Genomic DNA, 20321 nt, shown 5'->3' on the forward strand with positions numbered 1-20321 from the left:
TCATGACGGCAACGCCCGCACGGTGGCGGGCGCTGCGTTGTATTGTCCGAAGAATGGCGAACGAGCCCTTCGCGCGGTTCAGACCTGGATCGCCTCGGGGTCGGTCTTCTCCAGCTCGACCGACGCCGCGAGCAAACCGAGCCGCGCGACCACGCCGTACATGTAGAAGCGGTTCGGCGGCGCGGCGCCCGCTTTCGCGCGCGTGTCGGGCAGCGCCGTGTGCTCGAAGCCGAGCGGCACGAAATGCATGCCCGGCGCGTTCAGGTTCTGGTCGCGCTCGCGGCTGCCGTGCGCGCGGTAGAAGCCGCCCACCACGTAGCGGTCGATCATGTACACGACCGGCTCGGCCACTTCGTCGCCGATGTGCTCGAACGTGTACACGCCTTCCTGCACGATCACGTCGCGCACTTCGAGTCCGTCCTTCGTGGCCGACATCTTCGCACGTTCGCGCTTCGTGAGTGCGGCGACCTCGGAGGCGTCGTGCACCGTCATCACGCCGCGGCCGTCCGTACCGGCATCGGACTTGATGACGACATAAGGCTTTTCGGTGATGCCGTACTCGCGGTACTTCTTCGCGATCTTCTTGAGCACGGCGTCGATGGCGGTGGCCAGTTGCTCCTCGCCCGTGCGCGCCTCGAAGTCCACGCCTTCCACGTGCGAGAAGTACGGGTTGATCATCCACGGGTCCACGCCCACCATCTTGGCGAACTTCTTCGCCACGTCGTCATAGCAGGAGAAGTGCGTGGACTTGCGGCGCACCGCCCAGCCCGCGTGCAGCGGCGGCAACACATACTGCTCGTGCAGGTTTTCGAGCACGGGCGGAATGCCGCCCGACAGATCGTTGTTCAGCAGGATCGAGCACGGGTCGAAGTTCTTCAGACCCAAACGGCGCTGCGAACGCTCGAGCGGTTCGAGCACGATTTTCTGGCCGTCCGCGAGCGAGATCGTGACCGGCCCGGCGATGGTTTCGTCCAGCGTGCCGAAGCGCACGTTCAGGCCCGCCTGGCGCATGATCGTGGCGAGCCGCGCCACGTTCTCCAGATAGAACGCGTTGCGCGTGTGCATCTCGGGAATCACGAGCAGGTTCTTGGCGTCGGGGCAGATCTTCTCGATCGCGGCCATCGCCGCCTGCACGGCGAGCGGCAACACTTCCTGCGGCAGGCAGTGGAAGGCGCCGGGAAAAAGATTGGTGTCGACCGGCGCGAGCTTGAAGCCCGCGTTGCGCAGGTCCACCGAAGCGTAGAACGGCGGCGTGTGCTCCTGCCATTCGAGGCGGAACCAGCGCTCGATGGCCGGCGTCGCGTCGAGAATGCGCTGCTCCAGTTCGAGGAGCGGGCCATTCAACGCCGTAACCAGATGCGGGACCATAAGGGGTGACTCGCGGACGTAATGCTGAGATTGTAGGGAAACCGGCCCTTTATCTGGGGACGATTGCGCCAGTTGCAAGATGGCTTTGCGCTCACGGATCCCCTTGGGCAAAGCGGGGTTCATCGCCTTGATCACGTTAAGCGATTCGACCCGGCCTCACCCGGCCCGCGCGGAAAACTCACGCCGGATATCCATTCTGGACCGCGCACCCGGCTGGACGCAATTGGGCACACGGTTTGAAGGGGCACTATGCGAACGCACGGGCGCATGCGTTATTCCCGCCGCGCCTCTTTTTACGCTCCGGCGGCGCCAAGAAAAAGGGCCCGCCAAAGAGGCGGGCCCAGGTCGCTGCTGCTTGCTGCCTTGCTACATCAACACTGCATCAAACCTTGAGGCACGAGACGCTTACTCCACGCGCTCGCCATGCAGGATCACGTCCAGACCTTCGCGCTCTTCTTCTTCCGTGACGCGCAGGCCCATCACCATGTCGATCACCTTCAGCAGGATGAAGCTGACCACGCCGCTGTAGATGAGGGTCGTGGCCACGCCCTTGATCTGAAGGATCACGCTGCCGTCGGCGCCGCCGATGTCCTTGACCGCGAACACGCCGGTCAGGATGGCGCCGATGATGCCGCCGATGCCGTGCACGCCGAACGCGTCGAGCGAGTCGTCGTAGCCGAACTTGTGCTTGAGCCACGTGGCCGACCAGAAGCAGACCACGCCCGCCACCACGCCGATCACGATCGCGCCCAGCACGCCGACGAAGCCCGACGCCGGCGTCACGGCCACGAGACCGGCCACGGCGCCCGAAGCGATGCCGAGCACCGAAGGCTTGCCCTTGGCGATCCACTCCGCGAACATCCAGCCAAGCGCCGCGCAGGCGGTGGCGATTTGCGTGGTGAGCATTGCGAAGCCGGCACGGCCGTCAGCGGCGACTGCCGAACCCGCGTTGAAGCCGAACCAGCCCACCCACAGCATGGCCGCGCCGATCAGCGTGAGCACGAGGTTGTGCGGAGCCATGACTTCGCGGCCATAACCCACACGCTTGCCGAGCACGATACAGCACACGAGGCCCGCGATACCGGCGTTGATGTGCACGACCGTGCCGCCCGCGAAGTCGAGGATGCCGGCGCTGGCGAGCCAGCCGGTCGGTTCCCACACCATGTGCGCGATCGGCGAGTAGACGATGATCGACCACAGCGTCATGAACACGAGCATCGACGAGAACTTCATGCGGTCGGCAAACGCACCGGTGATGAGCGCGGGCGTGATGATCGCGAACGTCATTTGATAGACGAAGTACACGCTCTCGGGGATGGTCGGCGCGAGGTGGCTCACGGTGAGCGTCGTCGCCTTGTCGCCCTTGATGTAGTTCATGCCTTCAAGGAACACGCGCGAGAAGCCGCCCATGAACGAGCCGCCCGGCGTGAACGCGATCGAGTAGCCCACCACCGTCCAGATGATCGTGACGAGGCAGGTGATCGCGAAGCTTTGCATGAGCGTGGCGAGCACGTTCTTCTTGCGGACCATGCCGCCGTAGAAGAGCGCGAGGCCCGGGATCGTCATGAACAGCACGAGCGCGGTGGAAGTCAGCATCCAGGCGGTGTCGCCCGAGTTGATCTTCGAAGAGTCGACCGAGAACGGCGCGGTCGGCGCGGCGGGAGCCGCTGCTGCTGCGGCTGCCGACGCATCGGCCGGCGCGCTTGCGGCGGCAGCCGGAGCCGAAGCGGCGTCGGCGGCGGGTGCGGACGCCGGTGCGGCCGCGGAAGCGTCAGGTGCCGACGCGGCGGTAGCCGGCGCGGAGGCCGCGGCCGGAGCGGAGGCGTCGTCCGCCAGCGCGGCGCCGACGCCGCCGGCCAGCAGCGAGCCGGCCATCAGCAAGGACATCAAAAGTTTGCGCATCTCGGTTTCCTCTTTCCTCTTGTCTCTCTGTGTGTCGACCAGAGCCGGCGCTGCGGCCTTGACTCTGGTCCCATGACCGCGGGTCGCCCTTACAGCGCGTCGGCGCCCGTCTCGCCCGTACGGATGCGGATCACCTGTTCGATCGGCGTCACGAAAATCTTGCCGTCGCCGATCTTGCCGGTGCGGGCCGCGCGCTCTAGCGCCTCGATGGCTTGCTCGACGATGTCGTCGGCCACGGCGGCCTCGATCTTCACCTTCGGCAGAAAGTCGACGACGTATTCCGCGCCGCGGTACAGCTCGGTGTGCCCCTTCTGGCGCCCGAAGCCCTTCACCTCCGTCACCGTGATCCCCGAAACGCCGATCGCCGAGAGGGCTTCGCGCGCCTCATCGAGCTTGAACGGCTTGATGATTGCTGTAATCAGTTTCATGTAGTCCTCGCTGTGGTTGCTTCATGTCTTGTTTGCTTCTGCTACGGGCGCCTTGCGTGCGGTGCCTGTGCTCGCCTCCGCTTCGCCGGCGCACCGCGAGTCATCTGTCGTTCGGTGCGCGGGGCAGTAGTAGCAACACCCGTGCCAATTTGCTGCACCCCACGTCAAACCCTGTGTGACGGACTTCGATGCAAGCTCGGCCAAAGCCGGGGACAATGCCGGTCCGCGCCTTGAGGGGCGCGGCGCGCAAGGCCCTGGCCGAACGGCCAGCGTGGCGCGCGCGCGGTGGCGTCGCGGGGGGAACGTTGCTACAGTGTTCTGAGGCTTCGCTCCCGCGTGGGGCCCCGCAAGATGGCCATCACTGGGCTATGAACGGGCTACCGGCGGGCTACAAGCGGCCGGCAGCGGACAGGGATCACACGCGGGCGGGCGTTGCGCACCAGTTGCGCGCACGCACGCCGGCGCGCCGGCCGGTTCGCACCAAGATCGACCACGATCCGAAGCGGGGCACAGCCGAAACGAAATTTGCACATTTTTTGTGCAGCGAAGGGGAACCGAATGAAACAACCGAACGACGTATTCAACGATTTGCAGTCGCGTGTGAGCGATCTGCTCAAGAACTCTCCGGCGCGCGACGTCGAGCGCAATGTGCGCGCCATGCTCTCGCAAGGCTTTTCGAAGCTGGAGCTCGTCACGCGTGAGGAGTTCGACGCGCAAACGCAGGTGCTCGTGCGCACGCGCGCACGCCTCGAAGAGCTCGAACGCCGCGTGGCCGAGCTCGAACAGAAGCTGCCGGTGACTCACCAGTCGTCCTGATCATTTTGCCGTGCACGTTGGCGCTCACTCACCTGCGCGCACGTGCCCGGCTGACTGACGCATCACCGCAAGCGATCCGTACGCGCAACGAAATGGAACCGTAAAGGGGCATACGCCTCACCAGCCTGGCGCATGCACGGCGCACGGTACGTGTACGAAGCGTCTACACAACGCGTACGCGGCGCGCACCGCTCCCGCGTGCCCGCCTTCCGGAGAATCCCATGTCGCTTGCCGTGGTGCGCAGCCGCGCGCCGGCTGCTGGCCGCGCGCCCGAAGTCACCGTAGAAGTCCATCTCGCCAACGGGTTGCCGTCGTTTTCCATCGTCGGCCTGCCCGACCTCGAAGTGCGCGAGAGCCGCGAGCGCGTGCGCGCGGCGCTCTCGAACTGCGGCTTCGACTTTCCCGTGCGTCGCATCACCGTCAACCTCGCCCCTGCCGACCTGCCCAAAGAGTCGGGCCGCTTCGACCTGCCGATCGCAATCGGCATCCTCGCGGCGAGCGGGCAGATCCCGGCCGCCTCGCTCGCGCATCGCGAGTTCGCGGGCGAGCTTTCGCTCACCGGCGCCGTGCGGCCCATGCGCGGCGCGTTTGCCATGGCATGCGGCGCGGCGCGCGCCCATCGGGACAATGTTGCGTACGACGACGTGACGGTTTCACCCGCCGATGATTCTGGCGTCGGCGAAATCTTTCGGAATCCTGACACTGAGGTAGACGAAGCAACGGCCTGCGTCGCGCTCGCACAGCGCAACAGACCCGGCACACCCGAGCTCTATCTGCCCGCACAAAACGCGGCCGAAGCGGCGCTCGTGCCAGGCGTCGCCGTGTATGGCGTGGCGGACCTGCGTTCGCTGTGCGCCCACCTCGCGGGCACGGCGCTCGACGCGCGTCTCGCACCCGTGCGCGCCAGCGACCTCGAAGCCGCGCCAGGCGCCGCACCGCCCGACATGGCCGACGTGATCGGCCAGCGCGGCGCGCGCCGCGCACTCGAAGTCGCGGCGGCGGGCGGTCATCATCTGTTGATGGTGGGGCCGCCCGGCGCGGGCAAGTCCATGCTCGCCGCCCGCCTGCCGGGCCTGCTGCCGCCCATGACCGACGACGAGGCGCTGGCGTCCGCCGCCATCCTCTCGGCCAGCGCAATCGGCTTCACGCCGCAGCAATGGCGACGCCGGCCGTTTCGCGCACCGCATCATTCGTCGAGCGCGGCGGCGCTGATCGGCGGGCGCAATCCGCCGCAGCCGGGCGAGATCACGCTCGCGCACCTGGGCGTGCTTTTTCTCGACGAGTCTTTGTTTAGGTGTCTTTGGGCTGTCTGTCTTCAGCTATATTTTTCCGCGGGTTTTGAGGGAGGTACAAGGAGGGAGTGCGATAAACGAGGATCGAATAAAGTGCCAAGTTGGGCCTCAACTGAGCATACAATTGCGCTTGCTAGACTGGGGCTAGTCCAGTCATCACGCTGTGAATGCCGCACAGGCGCGGAGCGCAGCCTGAACGACATCATTACACCGATCAAGCGCGTCCTTCGGCGCGACTGGCACGCCGCGGTGCTCGCCGCCGCCGGCAATCCACCCGTTGGGATAGTGAAACCAGGTCGCGGTCCTCCAGCTACCGGCCCCGGCGTCTTCAAGACCTCCTAGGTGACAGGTAGCGGCTGGCACATAGAGTCGAATTCATACCTGCAAAGTACTCTCGGTTACCGCATTTCACACCGAATATTCGGCCTTGGCGTTTCCAGTCACTGGTGGGATGCGATAGACGGGCAGACGGCACGGCCTGAAGCGCATTGAATTGCCCTGCCGTGAGCCAGTCGCCATGGGCAAAAATCTCCTGCGCTGTCTTCCGGCGACGGATGCATTCCTCTATCAACGGAGCGCCAGGCACCACCAGACCAGTAAGGGCAGCCGTATTGTCATCGGCCTTCTGGAGAATCCCTGCATCGAACCCGGGTAACGCCAGAGCAGCCGCAAGCAACTCCTCCAGCCCGCGCTTCAGGGATAACGCAATGGCGGGATCGGCACTCCGAGGGAGCAGCATATTTAGCTCGATCTGCGAGCGAGCCACGACAATCACGAAATAGACCCATATTCACCCCGCCCCCATTCAATACATGCTCGTGGACCACATCTTTACAGGATACAGACGTATTTCGACACGCCGGACGGGACGGCAAGAGGATGCTGGTTTCCACACTCTGCCGTAAAACACCGGCTGCACCTGCCGCTGGGAGAAAAGTCGTGAAGATGCACCGTCGTGAGAGCGTGCGGCAATCATCTCCGGCCACGTATCCGACCTGGTTGTCGGTCACACATATCCTTGAACTTGCCCTCGATAATGGCCGCTATCACAGCCAGCCCTCTGGCCCGTGCATCGCCCCGAGCCGCGCCTGCAATTCCGCGAGGACTGATGGTGCGCTGATGCCGTGTACGTGATCAGTGCGTACCAGATTCCGACGGCACACTGCCGGCCACCCCGCATCATCGTCGTCGAGTGCCAGCCAAGCCACTGGCTTGCGTCGGCATACATCGCCCCAGACCTGCACACCTCGCGGTAAAGCGCCGAAGCGGACTGAATCCATTCGGCCGTGAAAGGTTGCTCCGATCACCCGGCTACGCAAATCCGGCGGCAGGCGCCGAGCGACTTTTTGCACACTGCGGAACACGCGCACCCAACTTGTGGATAGCACAATGCGCAGCGCAGGGTACGGCTCAAGGCAGCGCACGAGTAGCTCCGCGTGTTCGAACAGTTCATGTCCGGCCGGACTTACGACATACGGCCCAGTGCGCAAACGGCGCCAGACGTTCTCAGGGTGAAGGACCCCATCGAAATCGAGATACAGCACGACACCACCGCGATGCTGCGGCAGCCAACTTCCATCCCGGTCCGGAATGCCCGGCAATGCACGCGCAGCTCCTTGCACAGATGCCCCGGTTCAGCAGGTAGTCGGCGCGGCTTGCTTCTTCGCTCGCCAAACGCGTTTTCCACGTGCGCGGCGGGTCGCGAGCGCATGAGGCACAGAAAACTTGCGCCCGTCAGATGTGGTGAATTGCGTAACCGACAGCAATTGTTTGTCACTGTCGATGCCATATTCCGTCGCCCCAACCCGGATCTCGCTCAGAGGATCCAGATACCAGTCCTCAACCGGGCGTCCTCTGCGCGTACTCACGACCGCGGCTCCACGCAACACGTTATCGCCACTGAGAAACTGGCCCAGCGCGGCTGCTCCAGACGTGAGATCCATCCAGATCACGGACGGCAGGCCACGCGCGCGTTTCTCCGATACACGCAGGACCAACATTTCCCCGGGCGTCCACTGCTCTGCAACAGCCCATATGCCCGCGCCCTCGCCTGCTATCGTCGACTGGAGAGGCAAACGGTTTTCCTTCCGAATCAGAAACATAAAATCAACCACCTCTAATTCCTCAGCCATCGGGAATCTGCGGACCAGCCCTATGGATTCGGTATCCAGATCGGCGAGCGCCACGGCAACCGCTATCGCGCGAGCTTCTTCACCGAGCCACGATTGATCGCTACCCGCCCGGAATCATTCTAGAAAATGGCCGAACTAGAAATTTCCCGTAGTCCCTTCATTCCCGGGCAGTTTGACTGCTCAAACACCCTTCAATTCCCAGTTTACTAGGAAGACAAATTATAGCGCCAACGCAACAGTTCTCCCATTTCACTGGGAGGAAAATTTGGAGTTGGCCCAAACGTTCGGTGCGGTCTTGCGTGAGTATCGCCTTCGCGCCCAACTCACTCAGGAGCAACTCGCCTTTGAGGCGGACATCCGGCGAAATTACGTCAGCATGCTCGAGCTCGGGCAGCACCAGCCAACACTGACGATGATTTTTGCGCTCGCAGCGGCTTTGAAGTGCGCGCCTAGCGATCTGCTGGCAAGCGTGGAGACGCTCCTGAAGAACGCACCAAATTCGAAAAGAGCGCGTCGCAAGCCGACGCAGCGACGAGTAACGGCATCCGGCAGCAACTCTCCCGCTAAATCTCGTGCTTAACCATAGTGCCGTGGCGGGCAATCCATGGATACGTTGCTCGATCTGCTCCTGACGACGTGCAATCGCGTTGGTATTGAAATATTGCCGCGGCTATTAAGCGCCTTGAACTTGCCGTTACCGCCCCTATTCAGGCATTCCGGCGTGGCTCGAACTCTGAAGCGCGATGCCACTTGAACGGAATGGATGAAGGCAATCTGTAAGCGGACGTATTCGGGCTCAGGCACGAATTGTCTGCTCAGGGCCGGTTTCACGTGGCCACGTCGGGCAGAGGTCGGCCAGTATCAGCCGTTCGAGAACAAAGAATTGCTGGGATCCAAATGTCTTCTTGAGACTGCAAGCAGTCACTCGATTCGTGTGAGAACACGTCACATTGCAAGCGCCAACAACAAGCAATTTGCTACCCGAGAGTGGAGCAACGGATGACAGCTCCAGAAAGGAATCTTGGCACTAGTGGCCGTCAGACCACCCACGCTGTCGGAATTGAGTAGCAAACTCAACGGCGTTGCGCCAAATGTGCTGCGCAAAATGCGTGTAACCTCTGGACCACATCCGACCGATAGTCCAGGAACCAACCTGCCCTTAGATTGAAAAGTCGCAGAAGGTCGGCTTCCTCCTTGGGAAAGGGCCATGCTCTCATCGTCACAGCCAATTCTCGTGAGGCCGCCACCAACCTGGCGCGTTCGAGCCAGTCGCACTGAACGCCGTTCGAACTCATCCATATCTGCGCAGACTCGATCAAATGATCGGTCCGCAGCCACGCTCCACTGACTGCGAGCGCGAAAAGCTGCCCTATCACGAGAAAAGTGAGCAGCTCCGCCCTAGCTTCGTCGTCAATCGGCGTCGTCCTGATTTTGGCTTGCATCCTGCGGCCACCCATGACGTCCATGCGACTGAACATTATGCCGCCGAGAAATCAAACTGGCGATGTTGTCCCGACGAGAATCGCGATTCCGTCGATCAGAGCTCCACTACAGGCTGGAGACGAACCTCTACTGAATTCACTCCGGCGGCTGCGCCCCTATTATTGTTCAATTGACTCAACTTCAACTATCGCTTCAAGCGCGCTAAGCAACTCAGGATAATGCGCGCTCAGGTAATTTGTGACTGCCTCGTTCTCCAGCAGCTTGCCGAGATATCCGCGGGCGAGCACAAGATTCAGGACGTCCTGCCCGTAAGTTTGCTCGACGAGCTTGTACTGCGCCTGCAGGTTTGACATTTCCCGCTCCATCTTGGCGATTTGCTCCTGGGTCATTCCCGCAATCCTGGACGGCTTCTTTCCATCGACAAGAGCGCTCGCAGGCGTAGCGACCAAGAGCGCATTTGCATATGCCGCCGTCACGCAGTTCGCCGCAACCATTAGCTCAACGCACTCTACCTGACGCGTCGGCTTCATTTTCCTCAAAGCCTTCGAAAGCGCGGGAGAAAACTGCTGATCCTTTAGCATCGTGATGGCTTCCGGGCACAATCCATCGAGCAACGTGATCCGTGCAATTAGATGGCTAACGTCGACTCCCAATGCCTTCGCCAGGCGGCTCGGTGGTACGCCACGGTCGATCGCCCTGCGAATCATGTAGTGCTCCTGTACCGTCGCGAGACGGTTCACACGATTGTTGTAGGTATATGCCTCGTCGTCTGTTGCTACAAGACAGGCTGCGTCTGCACGCCCCAGTTCTCGCAACGCCAGCAAACGCAGATGACCATCGAGCAGCGGGTATTTTCGCGTTACTGCGTCTCTCGCAGTTACAGATAGTGGCTCTATTAGTCCCACTTCGGAGATCGACGATACAATTTGCCGGAACTTGCGCGTCTTCAAAGCGCTCGATGGAAACTTGCGCGTCGGCAGGATATCGTCGACCGCGACGATGACCGGCTCGGGGACAAAGCCAAGCGTTACCCCGGTCATACGTGGCTCCCGCTTGGCCACACGCGCTCTGCGAGGTATTTGGGCATCGTGGTAAGCGTTTCCGCCCGCAGAAGGTTGACGAAATTCTCATCGCTTAGCAACTGGCGCAACGCACCAACTACCAGCAGCAATTTCTGTTGCGAGAACTCTGCCTTCCGTACCAGCGCAGTTTGCCGTTTGACCTCGTCTTGATAGGTTCGTATGACAGTCGTAGTCGAAACATGAGCATGCGTCGTTGTGCTCGTGCGTGCGGCAGCACGCCCTAAACGCTGCCGCTTGTCAATTACCCGCCTTGCAAGTATCAGTTGGCGACCGCGTAGCGCGCCGCTCTCATAAGCGCCTTGAAGAGCCGCCTGCACAGCCTTGTCGTCGTCTCCCGCCCCAGCAATTGTGACCGCGACATTGATTGGAATCGCGCCACTCTCTACTGCGACAAGGAGGCGATCTTCGCCCAAACGCAGCAAATTGCATATCTGTTGCAGGTAGTAGTGGTTCAAGCCAGTTTTTTCTGCTATTGACCTGATCGAGTACCCTTTATCCATCAATTGACGGATTCCGGATAGCAGCTCAAGGGGATGATGTTGCCTTCGCGCAATGTTCTCCGCGAGACTCATGATGAATGCGTCTTCATCTGACACATCAACCACCAGCGCGGGAATCTCTTCCTCACCCAATGCCTGATAAGCCTTTAGACGGCCTTCTCCGCAAATAAGGAGAAATTTCTCGACTCCGCTCGCGTCAATCCGAGGCGTCACAGAAACGGGCTTCTTCAACCCGATGGTCTTGATGTTGCGAACAATTTCCTCGAATACCCGGCTGCCTCGTTCTCGTGGATTCAAGACTTCTATTCGGTCCAGACGAATCAGGCGAATTTCACCGGCACTTCTCGACGCACTCATGCTGCCCTCCTCAGGCGCACTCGCTCCGCCATGCTATATAGGTAATCCAACGTATCAAACCTGTAACTCTCGAATTCAATAGGGTTACAGTCTCCAAGCCGGATCCCAGCTTGTCCGAAGTCCAGTCGCGGAAGGAGGTAAAAGTCGAGTGGAGCATCGTTACCATCATTAAGGCGAACGGCGACGGTAATGTCTGGAAGCAGGCCTGCATCGAATCGGACCTTCCATCTGTTCTTGCCGCTGGCAGTAATTTGGCACCGGGAAAGGACCAGTGATACGGTGAACTCGCGGTTGACTTTCAGCAAATCTGTTGCTAAGTCTCTCGTTACATCTCCGCCTACCTCTGTGATTTTTTCTTCAGTCTCCCGCACGATGTCAGGATGCAGACGGCGCAAGAAGCGGTTGACCTCGATGTACTGATAATCCCGGTCGGGGGTAAAACCAACTGCCTGATAGGCGCGAATCAGGCTGCCGAATCTGTAGATGTACACTGATGAGGACGGCATCCCTTCGGCTTCGTCTATAACCAGGCCAGAGAGAAACCCCCTGGATTTGTACAGGACGCGCAAGCGTTCAATCAGATCCTCGTCGGTATATCGACGCGCACGAGCTCGCAGTATGCCCTGAGCAGTGTAGAAAACATCCTTTGCCACAACAGATGGAAACGCGCTGTCTTTGCGGATCCACATATCAGAGGGATTTACGACCCGACGCACCTTGAGCTTGAACGATGTGCGGTTGTATATGTTGTTGCCGATGTATTTTTCGTTTGTGAGTATCTCGTGGACTGTACATCGACTCCACTCGCGATCAAGATCGGTTTTAACCTTCATGGCGTTCAAGCGCGCGGCGATCTCATGCTCGTTTCGCGATTCTTCAACAAACCACTTATAGATCAGGTTGACGATGCGTACCTCGTCCGCCGGACCGGGCATGAGTACGACCCTGTCAGTCTGAAGGCTCTTGTGTTGCCCGCGTTCCAGCTCGGCCTTCATTAGACCGTCCTGACCCACCAGGATGCGCCGCAACCCATACCCAGCTGGGCCGCCTTGCCTGAATCCCAACTCGATTAGCCTACACTGCCCGGCGAACACCTTTGCAGATAATTCGCGGCTGTACTCGCCGGCCATGGCACGTTTTACACCCTTAACGATTGTCGAAACAGGCGACCCGTCGTTCTCAAATTGCTCGGCGCAATAAATGACCTGAATGCCCGCACGACGGCAAACGTACTCGTAGTAGGCACTTTCATCTGCATCCTGGAATCGCCCCCATCGACTGACGTCGTACACCAGGATGACTTGAAAATCCGCCTGCCCGCTTTCTACGTCAAATATCAGTCTCTGCAATGCGGCTCGACCGTCGATTCTTAACCCGCTCTTCCCTTCGTCAGCATACGTCTTGACGATGTAGAATCCGCGTCTGGTTGCGTATTCTCGAATCTTGTCCTGCTGATTGCTCGTCGAGTATTGCTGATGTTCTGTCGACATACGCACGTACTCCACCGCACAGATCAGTTTCTCCCGATCTTGAAGTGACTCAGCGTTGAATTCGACTGGCATAGTGCACTCCCGGACGAAGCTGGTTAGTCGAGCTGCGTGATGTCGGTGCAGGGATGTTCGGACGCCAGTCGCTATCGTGACTCATGGAATTGAGAAGACGAAAGCCGGCAGTGCGCCGTTCTACGGTAACAGGCGAACACCACGACTACTACGTGTCATCTCTTTGCAATATTCAATGGCTAACCGGAAAGATCAGAGATCACCGTCAAATGGACAATCCAGGCGCCAATCTTTGCAATATCGTCACACACCGCCTGCGCAAGCACATAGAACCCGGTACATAGGCGCCCATCGAGGGCGGACACGTCCATCTTTGCAATATGTCTGGGCTGGCTGTTGCGGATCCGTTGTAGTTCGCGATTGCGTTGTTTATAAGCCTGATGTGTATCGCGGTAAGTTCGCCAATAGTCTGGATGCGATTCACTCCACCGAGCCTGGGCGTGCCGTTGGTTCTCGCGGTAATCCGGATCTGATTTGATCTTCTGTTTTTGCCATCGGGCTTTTCGCTCGCGCTGGCAATCTCGTTTCGAGCAATATCTCTGGCTCGGGCTTTGCGCTCGAGGCAGGAATATTTGGCCACACACCGCGCACGTTCGATCTTCGTTCATGGGCAACCTCGCAAGGGCAGACTATCTGATCGATTGGTCCGAGTGGCGAGCCTGCACGAGGCCATATGCTCCTCATGACAAAGGCCGATGCATGGCTGTCCCACGATTTTTAAATAGGGCCACATAAAATACAAGGAGCGCCACGCCGCAGTGCGTCATCTGCAAAGATAGCAACGCCGAAAACAAACTGAGGCCTATCCAACAGACGGAGATTGCATCAAGAGCGGACGTTGGGGCGCCGATGGTGCTACTGACCGAGTTGGGTCGCACTGAGTCAGTCGCCTGAGGATGCTCACTCGCCCATCGATGCAAAACGCATGAGTCGGCACTCGGCCACAAGCCGTCGTTCACATGCGGTGTTGCTTGGATGTTCAAGCGTCGGCTACACCCCGTAACCGGCCATCGAATCGTAAAAGACGAACGCTCGGTCGTCGGCCGAAGCGGTCATTGGCCACCCGGCAACCGATGACCAAAAGTGGCTGAACAACAGACATTGAGGTTAAACTTCAGTGCAGGATTTGAGAGAGTCCGGATCGGCCAGTTTCGGACACTCGACCTCGGCACATAGATCGTAGACAATCATAACGACTCATTTACTTAAGCTCCCATCGATGAAAGTATCCCGGGATTTCGGAATTGTTATCCGACGGGCCGCGCTTGCGGTCAAGGTATTCTGAAAGCGGCCACAGCGAAATTCATCGGGCTTCGGCCAAAAGCAGCCTGTTGTAACAAGCCTGAACCAGGTAGCTTTCTTACAGCGCTGAGTTCACTGCTCGCAGGCTGGACTCTGATGCCAACTGCTACTAATTACGGGGAGACGTTGAGAGCTCTGTTTCTTCGGCCAAGCCGTCTCGCTATTATATAGCCACCTTCCATCGGTGTATTGGGTAACGAAATGCTTGAAGGGATTCAGAATGATAAGAAGGTTCCGGCTTGAGCAAAAAAGCCGTTACGAGAAGCTGGTAATTGCTCAACGTTTGTCGGACATGGTGGACAAATACCTGGAGGGACGCACTGCACCGTTGCTGATCGGTGCCGAGCAGGGCGGTATCGGTGAATGGGATGACGTAGTCATTTACCATGCGGATGAGCATTACGAGCACTTCCAGATCAAGCGGCAGACGACCCCCTTCAGCGATAAGCACATCGATAAAGCCGACTACATCAGGTCCTATAGACCCAAGGCCAGCAGCAATGCGGCAGCGAGTGCAACGCCAGTTGCCCCTCCTGATAGCACCATCGATTCTGAGCTTGATAAGGCCATGAAGAGCTTGTCTGCCTGGAGTCTCACTCCGCAGTCTAAGCATACGCCGGTCCGTGCCTTTTCGCTCATCCTGCTCGGCCTAGAAGTCACTATCAAGGGCAAACTTAGTGATTTCATTACCGCCAACCACCTGAATGAGTTTTGTCGACTCTGCAAGCAGGATGGCCTTGACTTGGCCGCGCTCTCCAGCCGCGCCGATACGCCAACGCAAAATGTCTATAAATGGTTGACGACCTGGTGCGGTTTTACCGACTGGGATCACGTTCGCCAAACGATGCGGACACTCACTATCCATGCCGTCGGGAGTGACGAGAACCTTGAAGATCGTGCATGCGAGTCGTTAGGACGGCACTTCAATGATCCCGGGGCAACCCTTGAGAAGCTGGTAGGGTACATCTCTACAAATACCACAGATGTTAACGCCATCAGCTGTCATGCGATGGTGAACCATCTCAAAGACGCACGCCGGTCAGATGCTGAGACCTGGACGCAGTACCTCATGAACCCGCTGGCTGCGCAGAGTTGGATGGTCGCCGGCACCCACAACTTAAATGGTACGACGAGCTTGCCCGCGGCCCATGCTGCCACGGAAGTTGTTTCTCACCACTGGGCAGCGGGCGGTAACAACAGAAGGCTGCGGTTGCACGCTACCTATTGCCCGCCTACGCCAAATACCGTGGCCCTCCCCTCGGCCATCCTTCGGTTGGCCCTGCACTTGAAAAACGGGAGTCATTGCCTGCTTTTGGGTGAGCCGCTTTGGCGCCAAGGCGCTGGGAATGAGTTGGGTAGAACGCTTGGCATCAGCGAAAATGACCTTGATGAGCTTCCTTGGATAGACAACTCTGAGGCGCTGTCCTGTGCGTCGGGTCGCGAGCTCTCGACGATCCTGGAAACGCGAGATGAATCTTCAGCACTTCACAGGGCAATGAACAATCTTGTGTGGGAGCAGCTACAAGCCCGTATCGCGGCCAGGTTGAACTCAGTATCCGACACGCCATTGCTGGCAGCATTGGAACCGAAGTGGCGCTCTTGGGCCGCTGAGCTTACAGCTGACGCTGCTGCGCGTGATTCGCTGTTTGGGCAACTGATGTACCCCAAAACAGAAGGTTTGGACGTGAAGCACGCGCTGCGCGTCGGGCCTCGTACTGCAGATCTGATGGAAACCGCTATTTTGATGCTGCTTCTGGTGTGCGTTGCGATCGGTAATGACGATGGCAATTGGCGCGAAATTCCAGATCTTGGGGAAGTTCTCAGCATCGCGTTGAAGAATTGGTCAGGCGCTTCAGGCGATCACACCGGCGCCAGGCCTCTTGCCGATGACCTGATGGCTGTTTTGGGGCCTTCACCGGCGCCGGTGGTCATTCTTGCAGGCGTCGAAGGGTCTCCCACGAGCTTGCTCGAGTCCGGCATGGCTGATGATTTTGAAACAAGTAATAGCATGGCAGCTGAGCGACAGCCCAGGTTGCTGGTGACACGATTTGGGGTACTCAAGTACCTGCGAACCGGGACACTCGCCCAGCTGCAGGGGCAATTTAAACGTCATTGGGATGCTTGGCGCGATGCGCGCGAAGATGCAATCCAATCTTATGGGGAAAGAGACTAATCATGCTGACACTGCAAGAATTGACTGGCGCAATCATTCAGCGTGTAGAGGGTCGGTATGACGTGTGTCCCACGGACGTAACGGAGCTTATGCTGCCTGAGGTCGAATACAACTCGCATGTTGTTCGCCTCAAGCGCTCCCACATCGAACTGGCGGGTTGGCGGACGGTTTTGCTCATCGAGCTTCCATTAACGGCCCTGCAAGCTGCCAACCAATGGGCTGCCGATGTCCGGGATGTGCTACCGGAGCCTGAGACTGCCGACCTCTATATGTTTCTGATGATCAGCGATATCTCTAAAGATGACGCTGCGCGGATTGAGACTGATGACAGGTTTTGCCGCAAGGTTGTTGTGCGCGAATCTGAAGCCGCTGGTGATTTTCTTAACCGGACATTCCTGGCGGCCTTGGATCCTGCTGGCGATGTCGAGACGCTGAGCGACCCTTTGGTATCTGCGCTGAACACGCTGTCCGCTGCACGCCCTTGGTCGGCGCCCCACATCGCTGCCTGGAGAGCGCAGCTTCTGACCAACAAAAACGGAGCGGATGTCGTGCGTGTACTCACCGATTCGCTGAGTGATAGCGAGGTTCAGCCGTGAGCAAGTTGAATTCCATCACCCTGTCGAACCTGCGTAAATTCGGGTCTGACGTCACCATTGAGCTGAGTCCCGGGGCGACTATTTTGCTCGCACCGAATGGTACGGGCAAAACAACGGTATTTGAGGCGATCGAGTTTGGTCTGACCGGGAAAATCGCACGGCTACGTGACGACATTGCCCACATCATTCGTGACGATCAGACCGCAGCGGCAGTCAGTCTAAATTTTACTGAGCTGACCGCGACATCACGAGTGACTGCGGCGGGCGAGGTCAGCCAGAACGGGGATTTAAGCAGCGTCTTTCCTAATGTGTCCGCAAGTGATATCCCATTCTTACTGCGCCTAACCCACCTTTTGGATCAAAGGGAGAACGGGTGGATCGTCAATGCGGAAGAAAAGGAAGCCGGATCCCAGCTGGCTAAGCTTCCGATTGGTAGCGACGGTTCTAAAGCTCGTGCCACCCTTGCTGCTGCGCGACGGTCGCTGACGGAGCAAAAAGCCCGTGCGGAGGAAGTGTTGATCAGGCATGAGACTGCATTGAACGAGTGGATTCGCCTACTTCAGGAGCGTGACATCGCTGCTGCTGGTGCAGTAGGTGCATTACGCCCGCGCGATCGAATTGCTGACGTACTCTCTGATGCTGCAAACCAGACGCAAAGCCTGAGCCAGTTTCCACCTGGCTTGTTGACCGGACCTGTAAGCCAGGAGGGGTTGACGCTTGCACACTCCGCACTGTCCGAGATTGTGCAAGGAAAGGTCGAGCGGGCTCGGCAGCATGTCTCAAGCCTCGCCTTGGTAAATGATCTTGTTGAAAGCTTCGTGGCGGCGCGGAAGCAGCTTGAAAAGCTCAATGCAGACCTCACGGCGGCGAGTGAGACGTTTGACCGCCACACAACTTCAAGGGCTCAAGGCAGTGCCGTGTTGCAGCAGCATCAGGCCAGTATCCACTCTGCACAGCAAGAACTTACCAGTATCGGGCAGCAACTTGAGCGCCTGGTTGGAGAAACCACAGCCAAACAGGAGATCGATCACCGTAATGACGCGTTGACGTCGGCGATTGCTGCCCTGCGTGACGCGGAAAAAAATTCTCATGTACTTCGCGGGCAGCATGAGCAAAACCAACGTGTTCGTAACCAGCATGCTCAGATTGACGTCCAGCTTCAGGGAATCAGCCAGACGGAGCAGCGCCTGGACGCGGGTCGACTAATGCTTGCCGACTGGCAGGCCACAGAGCAGCGGATCAGCGAGGTCGTCCAGAAAATCACTGCTCTCGAAGTGCTCATCGATAAACAGAGCACAGATCGGGATGCCGAACGTTCCTCGTATGAGACGTGTAAAGCCGCGGAGGCCACTGCCCGATCACATTATGAGATGCTCAGTGCTTCCGCCAACGCAATCCGTCAGGCCGTTGCATCCATAGCGCAACATCTTCCTGCTGACCAAGATCAATGCCCACTTTGCCTGGAGCCGCATGGTGCAGCCAAGCTTCAGTCCCGTGTGGCTCAAGCCCTTGAAGCGATCAATCCGAGTTTGACTGCGGCTGAGCAGCAATTGCGAGCTGCGGTGGAAGCGATGACGGCCAGTGAGGTCGCGGTTAAGAAAGCGCAGCAAGCACTAGACCTCACACGAGGGGAGTTAGGTGCTTTGGAGTCCAGCCGCCAGGATCTGGGACGGCAAGTTATGCAGTTTCGTACCGATCCGATTTTGGCTAGTGACTCGCTCCCGTTGGCAAGAGAGGCGCTCAGGCAGCAACTCGATAACATTGCTCCTGCCCAAAAGCGTTTGGCTGATCAGCGAGCGGCATTGGACGCTCTCCCTACTCCTGAAGCCTTTGAACAAACCGAGCGAGCTTTCAACTCGGCACAGCACGTGCTTGACTTGGCCCGAGTTCAACAGAGCGAAGCGGCTACACGATTGGATCAAGCAGTCGCCGCACTGGCCGCGCTTACCTCTGGGCAACCGCTGGCTCGAACGCTCGAGCAACTCACAGCAGCAAAAGCTCAGCTGGAACAGCAGATCAGCGACCTGAACGGTAAGGTCGGGACTGTGCAATCCGCCCTGGACACCCAACAGCATCAGTTGCTTGAGTCATCAACCCTTGTCCAGGGGATTGAGGAAGAAATCAGAAGGGTTCAAACGCTCCTTCTGCAATTCCGAGCAAGCTGGCAAGAGCTGGGGTTGACCGACGACCCACTTGCGGAAGCTGCGCAGGCCCGTGAAGCGACGCTGCGCGCCACGTTGACCCTCCTCGAGGGCTATGTTTCAGCACTCGAAGGCATTGGGGTGGAAATTTCTGCTTGGGCCAAGTTGAATGAATCACAACTGGCCCAGCGGCTGATTGATGCTCAGCGCCTTGACCGTTCAGAAGAGGCCTTCAAAGCTTTCCTCAATGACAGCATCAACGCGGCGCGATCCAGCTTCTTGCGATTGACCATGATCTCGGACGCGATGGATTTGCTGGACGGCTCGCTCAAGAAAGAAATTGAGAACGTTCAGAAGCATGTCGGCAAGGTGGTACCCCGCTGGCAGGCGCTGCTGAAACGAGTCGTGCGGGAGTCCAGGTTCCACGAGGCAAGCCTTAAGTTCTTCAGTTCGTATAACAAGGATCGTGCCGGCGTTTCTGTACCGCTTGGCAATAAAGCGGTACCGGTACCTGATATTGCGAGTGAGGCACAGTTGACAGATCTTCAACTGACCTTCCTGCTGTCAATGGCCATGAGTCATCAGTGGTCTCCTTGGAAAGCACTGTTGTTGGATGACCCGACTCAGCACCACGACCTGGTGCATGCCTCTGCTGTTTTCGATTTGCTGCGTGACTACATCGTTGATCATGGTTTCCAGGTTTTGATCGCTACCCATGACGCTCTGCAGGCACGTTACTTCCTGCGCAAGCTGCAAAACGACGGAATCGATGCCAAGATCTGGACGCTCGTGCCGACTGAAAATGGCGTCACCGCGCAAGCGGGGAGCTCGAAACAGCGCATTCAATAATGCCGATATTTTTACGAGCGTCGATTTGATGCTCGCTGAGCGCGAGCCAAGCCCTAACTGAGGTTTGGTTTCGTGCACTGGTAGGGACGGATCTATAGATTCGCCATCTTGCGGCCAAAAACAGGTCTTGGGAAATGACTGTTTTAAGCGAATTCGGCATTTTTTGGGTCGCCCGATAAGTTTAAACTCCGACGGCTGATTGCGGCGAGAAAACTGCCGCAAGATGCAATCTAGGGATTGCCGTCAGGGATCGCCGTATAGGAGCCAATCGGTGATCGTCGGATAACGTGTCCTGCGCGGGAGCGGCGCCACCCGCGCATGCAAGCAGGACGAACACGGCGAGCCTTGACGTCCGTGGCACATAGGTGAGTTTCATCT

The 20321-nt window shown here is 58.7% G+C and carries 15 protein-coding genes; 6 read left to right on the forward strand and 9 right to left on the reverse strand.

All coding sequences use genetic code 11. The annotated features are described in order from the left end of the window. Positions 1-78: 78 nt before the first annotated feature. The 3 genes from gshA to C7401_RS14650 form a co-directional block, all read right to left on the reverse strand. Positions 79-1368 (reverse strand): glutamate--cysteine ligase, encoded by a 1290-nt coding sequence (gene gshA, locus C7401_RS14640; RefSeq protein WP_112172091.1) that lies wholly within the window; start codon positions 1366-1368, stop codon positions 79-81. Between the two features lie 405 nt (positions 1369-1773). Continuing rightward, positions 1774-3270 (reverse strand): ammonium transporter, encoded by a 1497-nt coding sequence (locus C7401_RS14645; protein WP_112172092.1) that lies wholly within the window; start codon positions 3268-3270, stop codon positions 1774-1776. An 89-nt stretch (positions 3271-3359) separates the two neighbouring features. Continuing rightward, positions 3360-3698, reverse strand: coding sequence for a P-II family nitrogen regulator (locus C7401_RS14650; protein WP_028209287.1), 339 nt, complete (start codon positions 3696-3698; stop codon positions 3360-3362). Between the two features lie 558 nt (positions 3699-4256). Between C7401_RS14650 and C7401_RS14655 the strand changes: the two genes are divergently transcribed. Then, on the forward strand, positions 4257-4514 hold the full coding sequence (locus C7401_RS14655) for an accessory factor UbiK family protein (protein ID WP_112172093.1): 258 nt from the start codon (positions 4257-4259) through the stop codon (positions 4512-4514). Positions 4515-4735: 221 nt separating this feature from the next. Further along, on the forward strand, positions 4736-6148 hold the full coding sequence (locus tag C7401_RS14660) for a YifB family Mg chelatase-like AAA ATPase (protein ID WP_258397066.1): 1413 nt from the start codon (positions 4736-4738) through the stop codon (positions 6146-6148). A 704-nt stretch (positions 6149-6852) separates the two neighbouring features. Here the strand turns inward: C7401_RS14660 and C7401_RS14665 are convergent. Both C7401_RS14665 and C7401_RS14670 read right to left on the reverse strand, forming a co-directional pair. Continuing rightward, the gene (locus C7401_RS14665) at positions 6853-7428 is read right to left on the reverse strand and encodes an HAD domain-containing protein (protein ID WP_309251994.1); all 576 of its coding nucleotides are present in this window, start codon (positions 7426-7428) and stop codon (positions 6853-6855) included. Between the two features lie 12 nt (positions 7429-7440). Continuing rightward, on the reverse strand, positions 7441-7992 hold the full coding sequence (locus C7401_RS14670; RefSeq protein WP_258397067.1) for a hypothetical protein: 552 nt from the start codon (positions 7990-7992) through the stop codon (positions 7441-7443). Between the two features lie 217 nt (positions 7993-8209). Here C7401_RS14670 and C7401_RS14675 point away from each other — a divergent pair, with 217 nt between their 5' ends. Next, positions 8210-8518: a helix-turn-helix transcriptional regulator gene (locus tag C7401_RS14675; protein ID WP_220092826.1), complete on the forward strand. Its 309-nt coding sequence runs from the start codon at positions 8210-8212 to the stop codon at positions 8516-8518. Positions 8519-9539: 1021 nt separating this feature from the next. On the opposite strand, the gene C7401_RS14685 is transcribed toward C7401_RS14675, so the two are convergent. The 4 genes from C7401_RS14685 to C7401_RS14700 all read right to left on the reverse strand — a co-directional run bounded on the left by C7401_RS14685 (position 9540) and on the right by C7401_RS14700 (position 13490). Beyond that, positions 9540-10421 (reverse strand): plasmid partitioning protein RepB C-terminal domain-containing protein, encoded by an 882-nt coding sequence (locus C7401_RS14685; protein WP_112172097.1) that lies wholly within the window; start codon positions 10419-10421, stop codon positions 9540-9542. Next, positions 10418-11320: a ParB/RepB/Spo0J family partition protein gene (locus C7401_RS14690; protein ID WP_112172098.1), complete on the reverse strand. Its 903-nt coding sequence runs from the start codon at positions 11318-11320 to the stop codon at positions 10418-10420. The genes C7401_RS14685 and C7401_RS14690 overlap by 4 nt, the downstream gene beginning before the upstream one ends. Beyond that, on the reverse strand, positions 11317-12882 hold the full coding sequence (locus tag C7401_RS14695; RefSeq protein ID WP_112172099.1) for a recombinase family protein: 1566 nt from the start codon (positions 12880-12882) through the stop codon (positions 11317-11319). The genes C7401_RS14690 and C7401_RS14695 overlap by 4 nt, the downstream gene beginning before the upstream one ends. Before the next feature lie 179 nt (positions 12883-13061). Further along, positions 13062-13490, reverse strand: a complete 429-nt coding sequence (locus C7401_RS14700; RefSeq protein ID WP_112172100.1) for a hypothetical protein — start codon at positions 13488-13490, stop codon at positions 13062-13064. Between the two features lie 899 nt (positions 13491-14389). On the opposite strand from C7401_RS14700, the gene C7401_RS14705 reads away from it, so the two are divergent. Genes C7401_RS14705 through C7401_RS14715 form a run of 3 tightly spaced genes read left to right on the forward strand, consistent with a single transcriptional unit; the run spans position 14390 to position 19943 of the window. Beyond that, the gene (locus C7401_RS14705; protein WP_146757926.1) at positions 14390-16357 is read left to right on the forward strand and encodes an ABC-three component system protein; all 1968 of its coding nucleotides are present in this window, start codon (positions 14390-14392) and stop codon (positions 16355-16357) included. A 2-nt stretch (positions 16358-16359) separates the two neighbouring features. Next, the gene (locus tag C7401_RS14710; RefSeq protein ID WP_112172102.1) at positions 16360-16953 is read left to right on the forward strand and encodes an ABC-three component system middle component 1; all 594 of its coding nucleotides are present in this window, start codon (positions 16360-16362) and stop codon (positions 16951-16953) included. Further along, the gene (locus tag C7401_RS14715) at positions 16950-19943 is read left to right on the forward strand and encodes an AAA family ATPase (protein WP_112172103.1); all 2994 of its coding nucleotides are present in this window, start codon (positions 16950-16952) and stop codon (positions 19941-19943) included. Before C7401_RS14710 ends, C7401_RS14715 begins: the two co-directional genes overlap by 4 nt. The last annotated feature ends 378 nt before the right edge of the window (positions 19944-20321 follow it).

The organism is Paraburkholderia unamae, assembly GCF_003268775.1.
Classification (GTDB): Bacteria; Pseudomonadota; Gammaproteobacteria; order Burkholderiales; family Burkholderiaceae; genus Paraburkholderia; species Paraburkholderia unamae.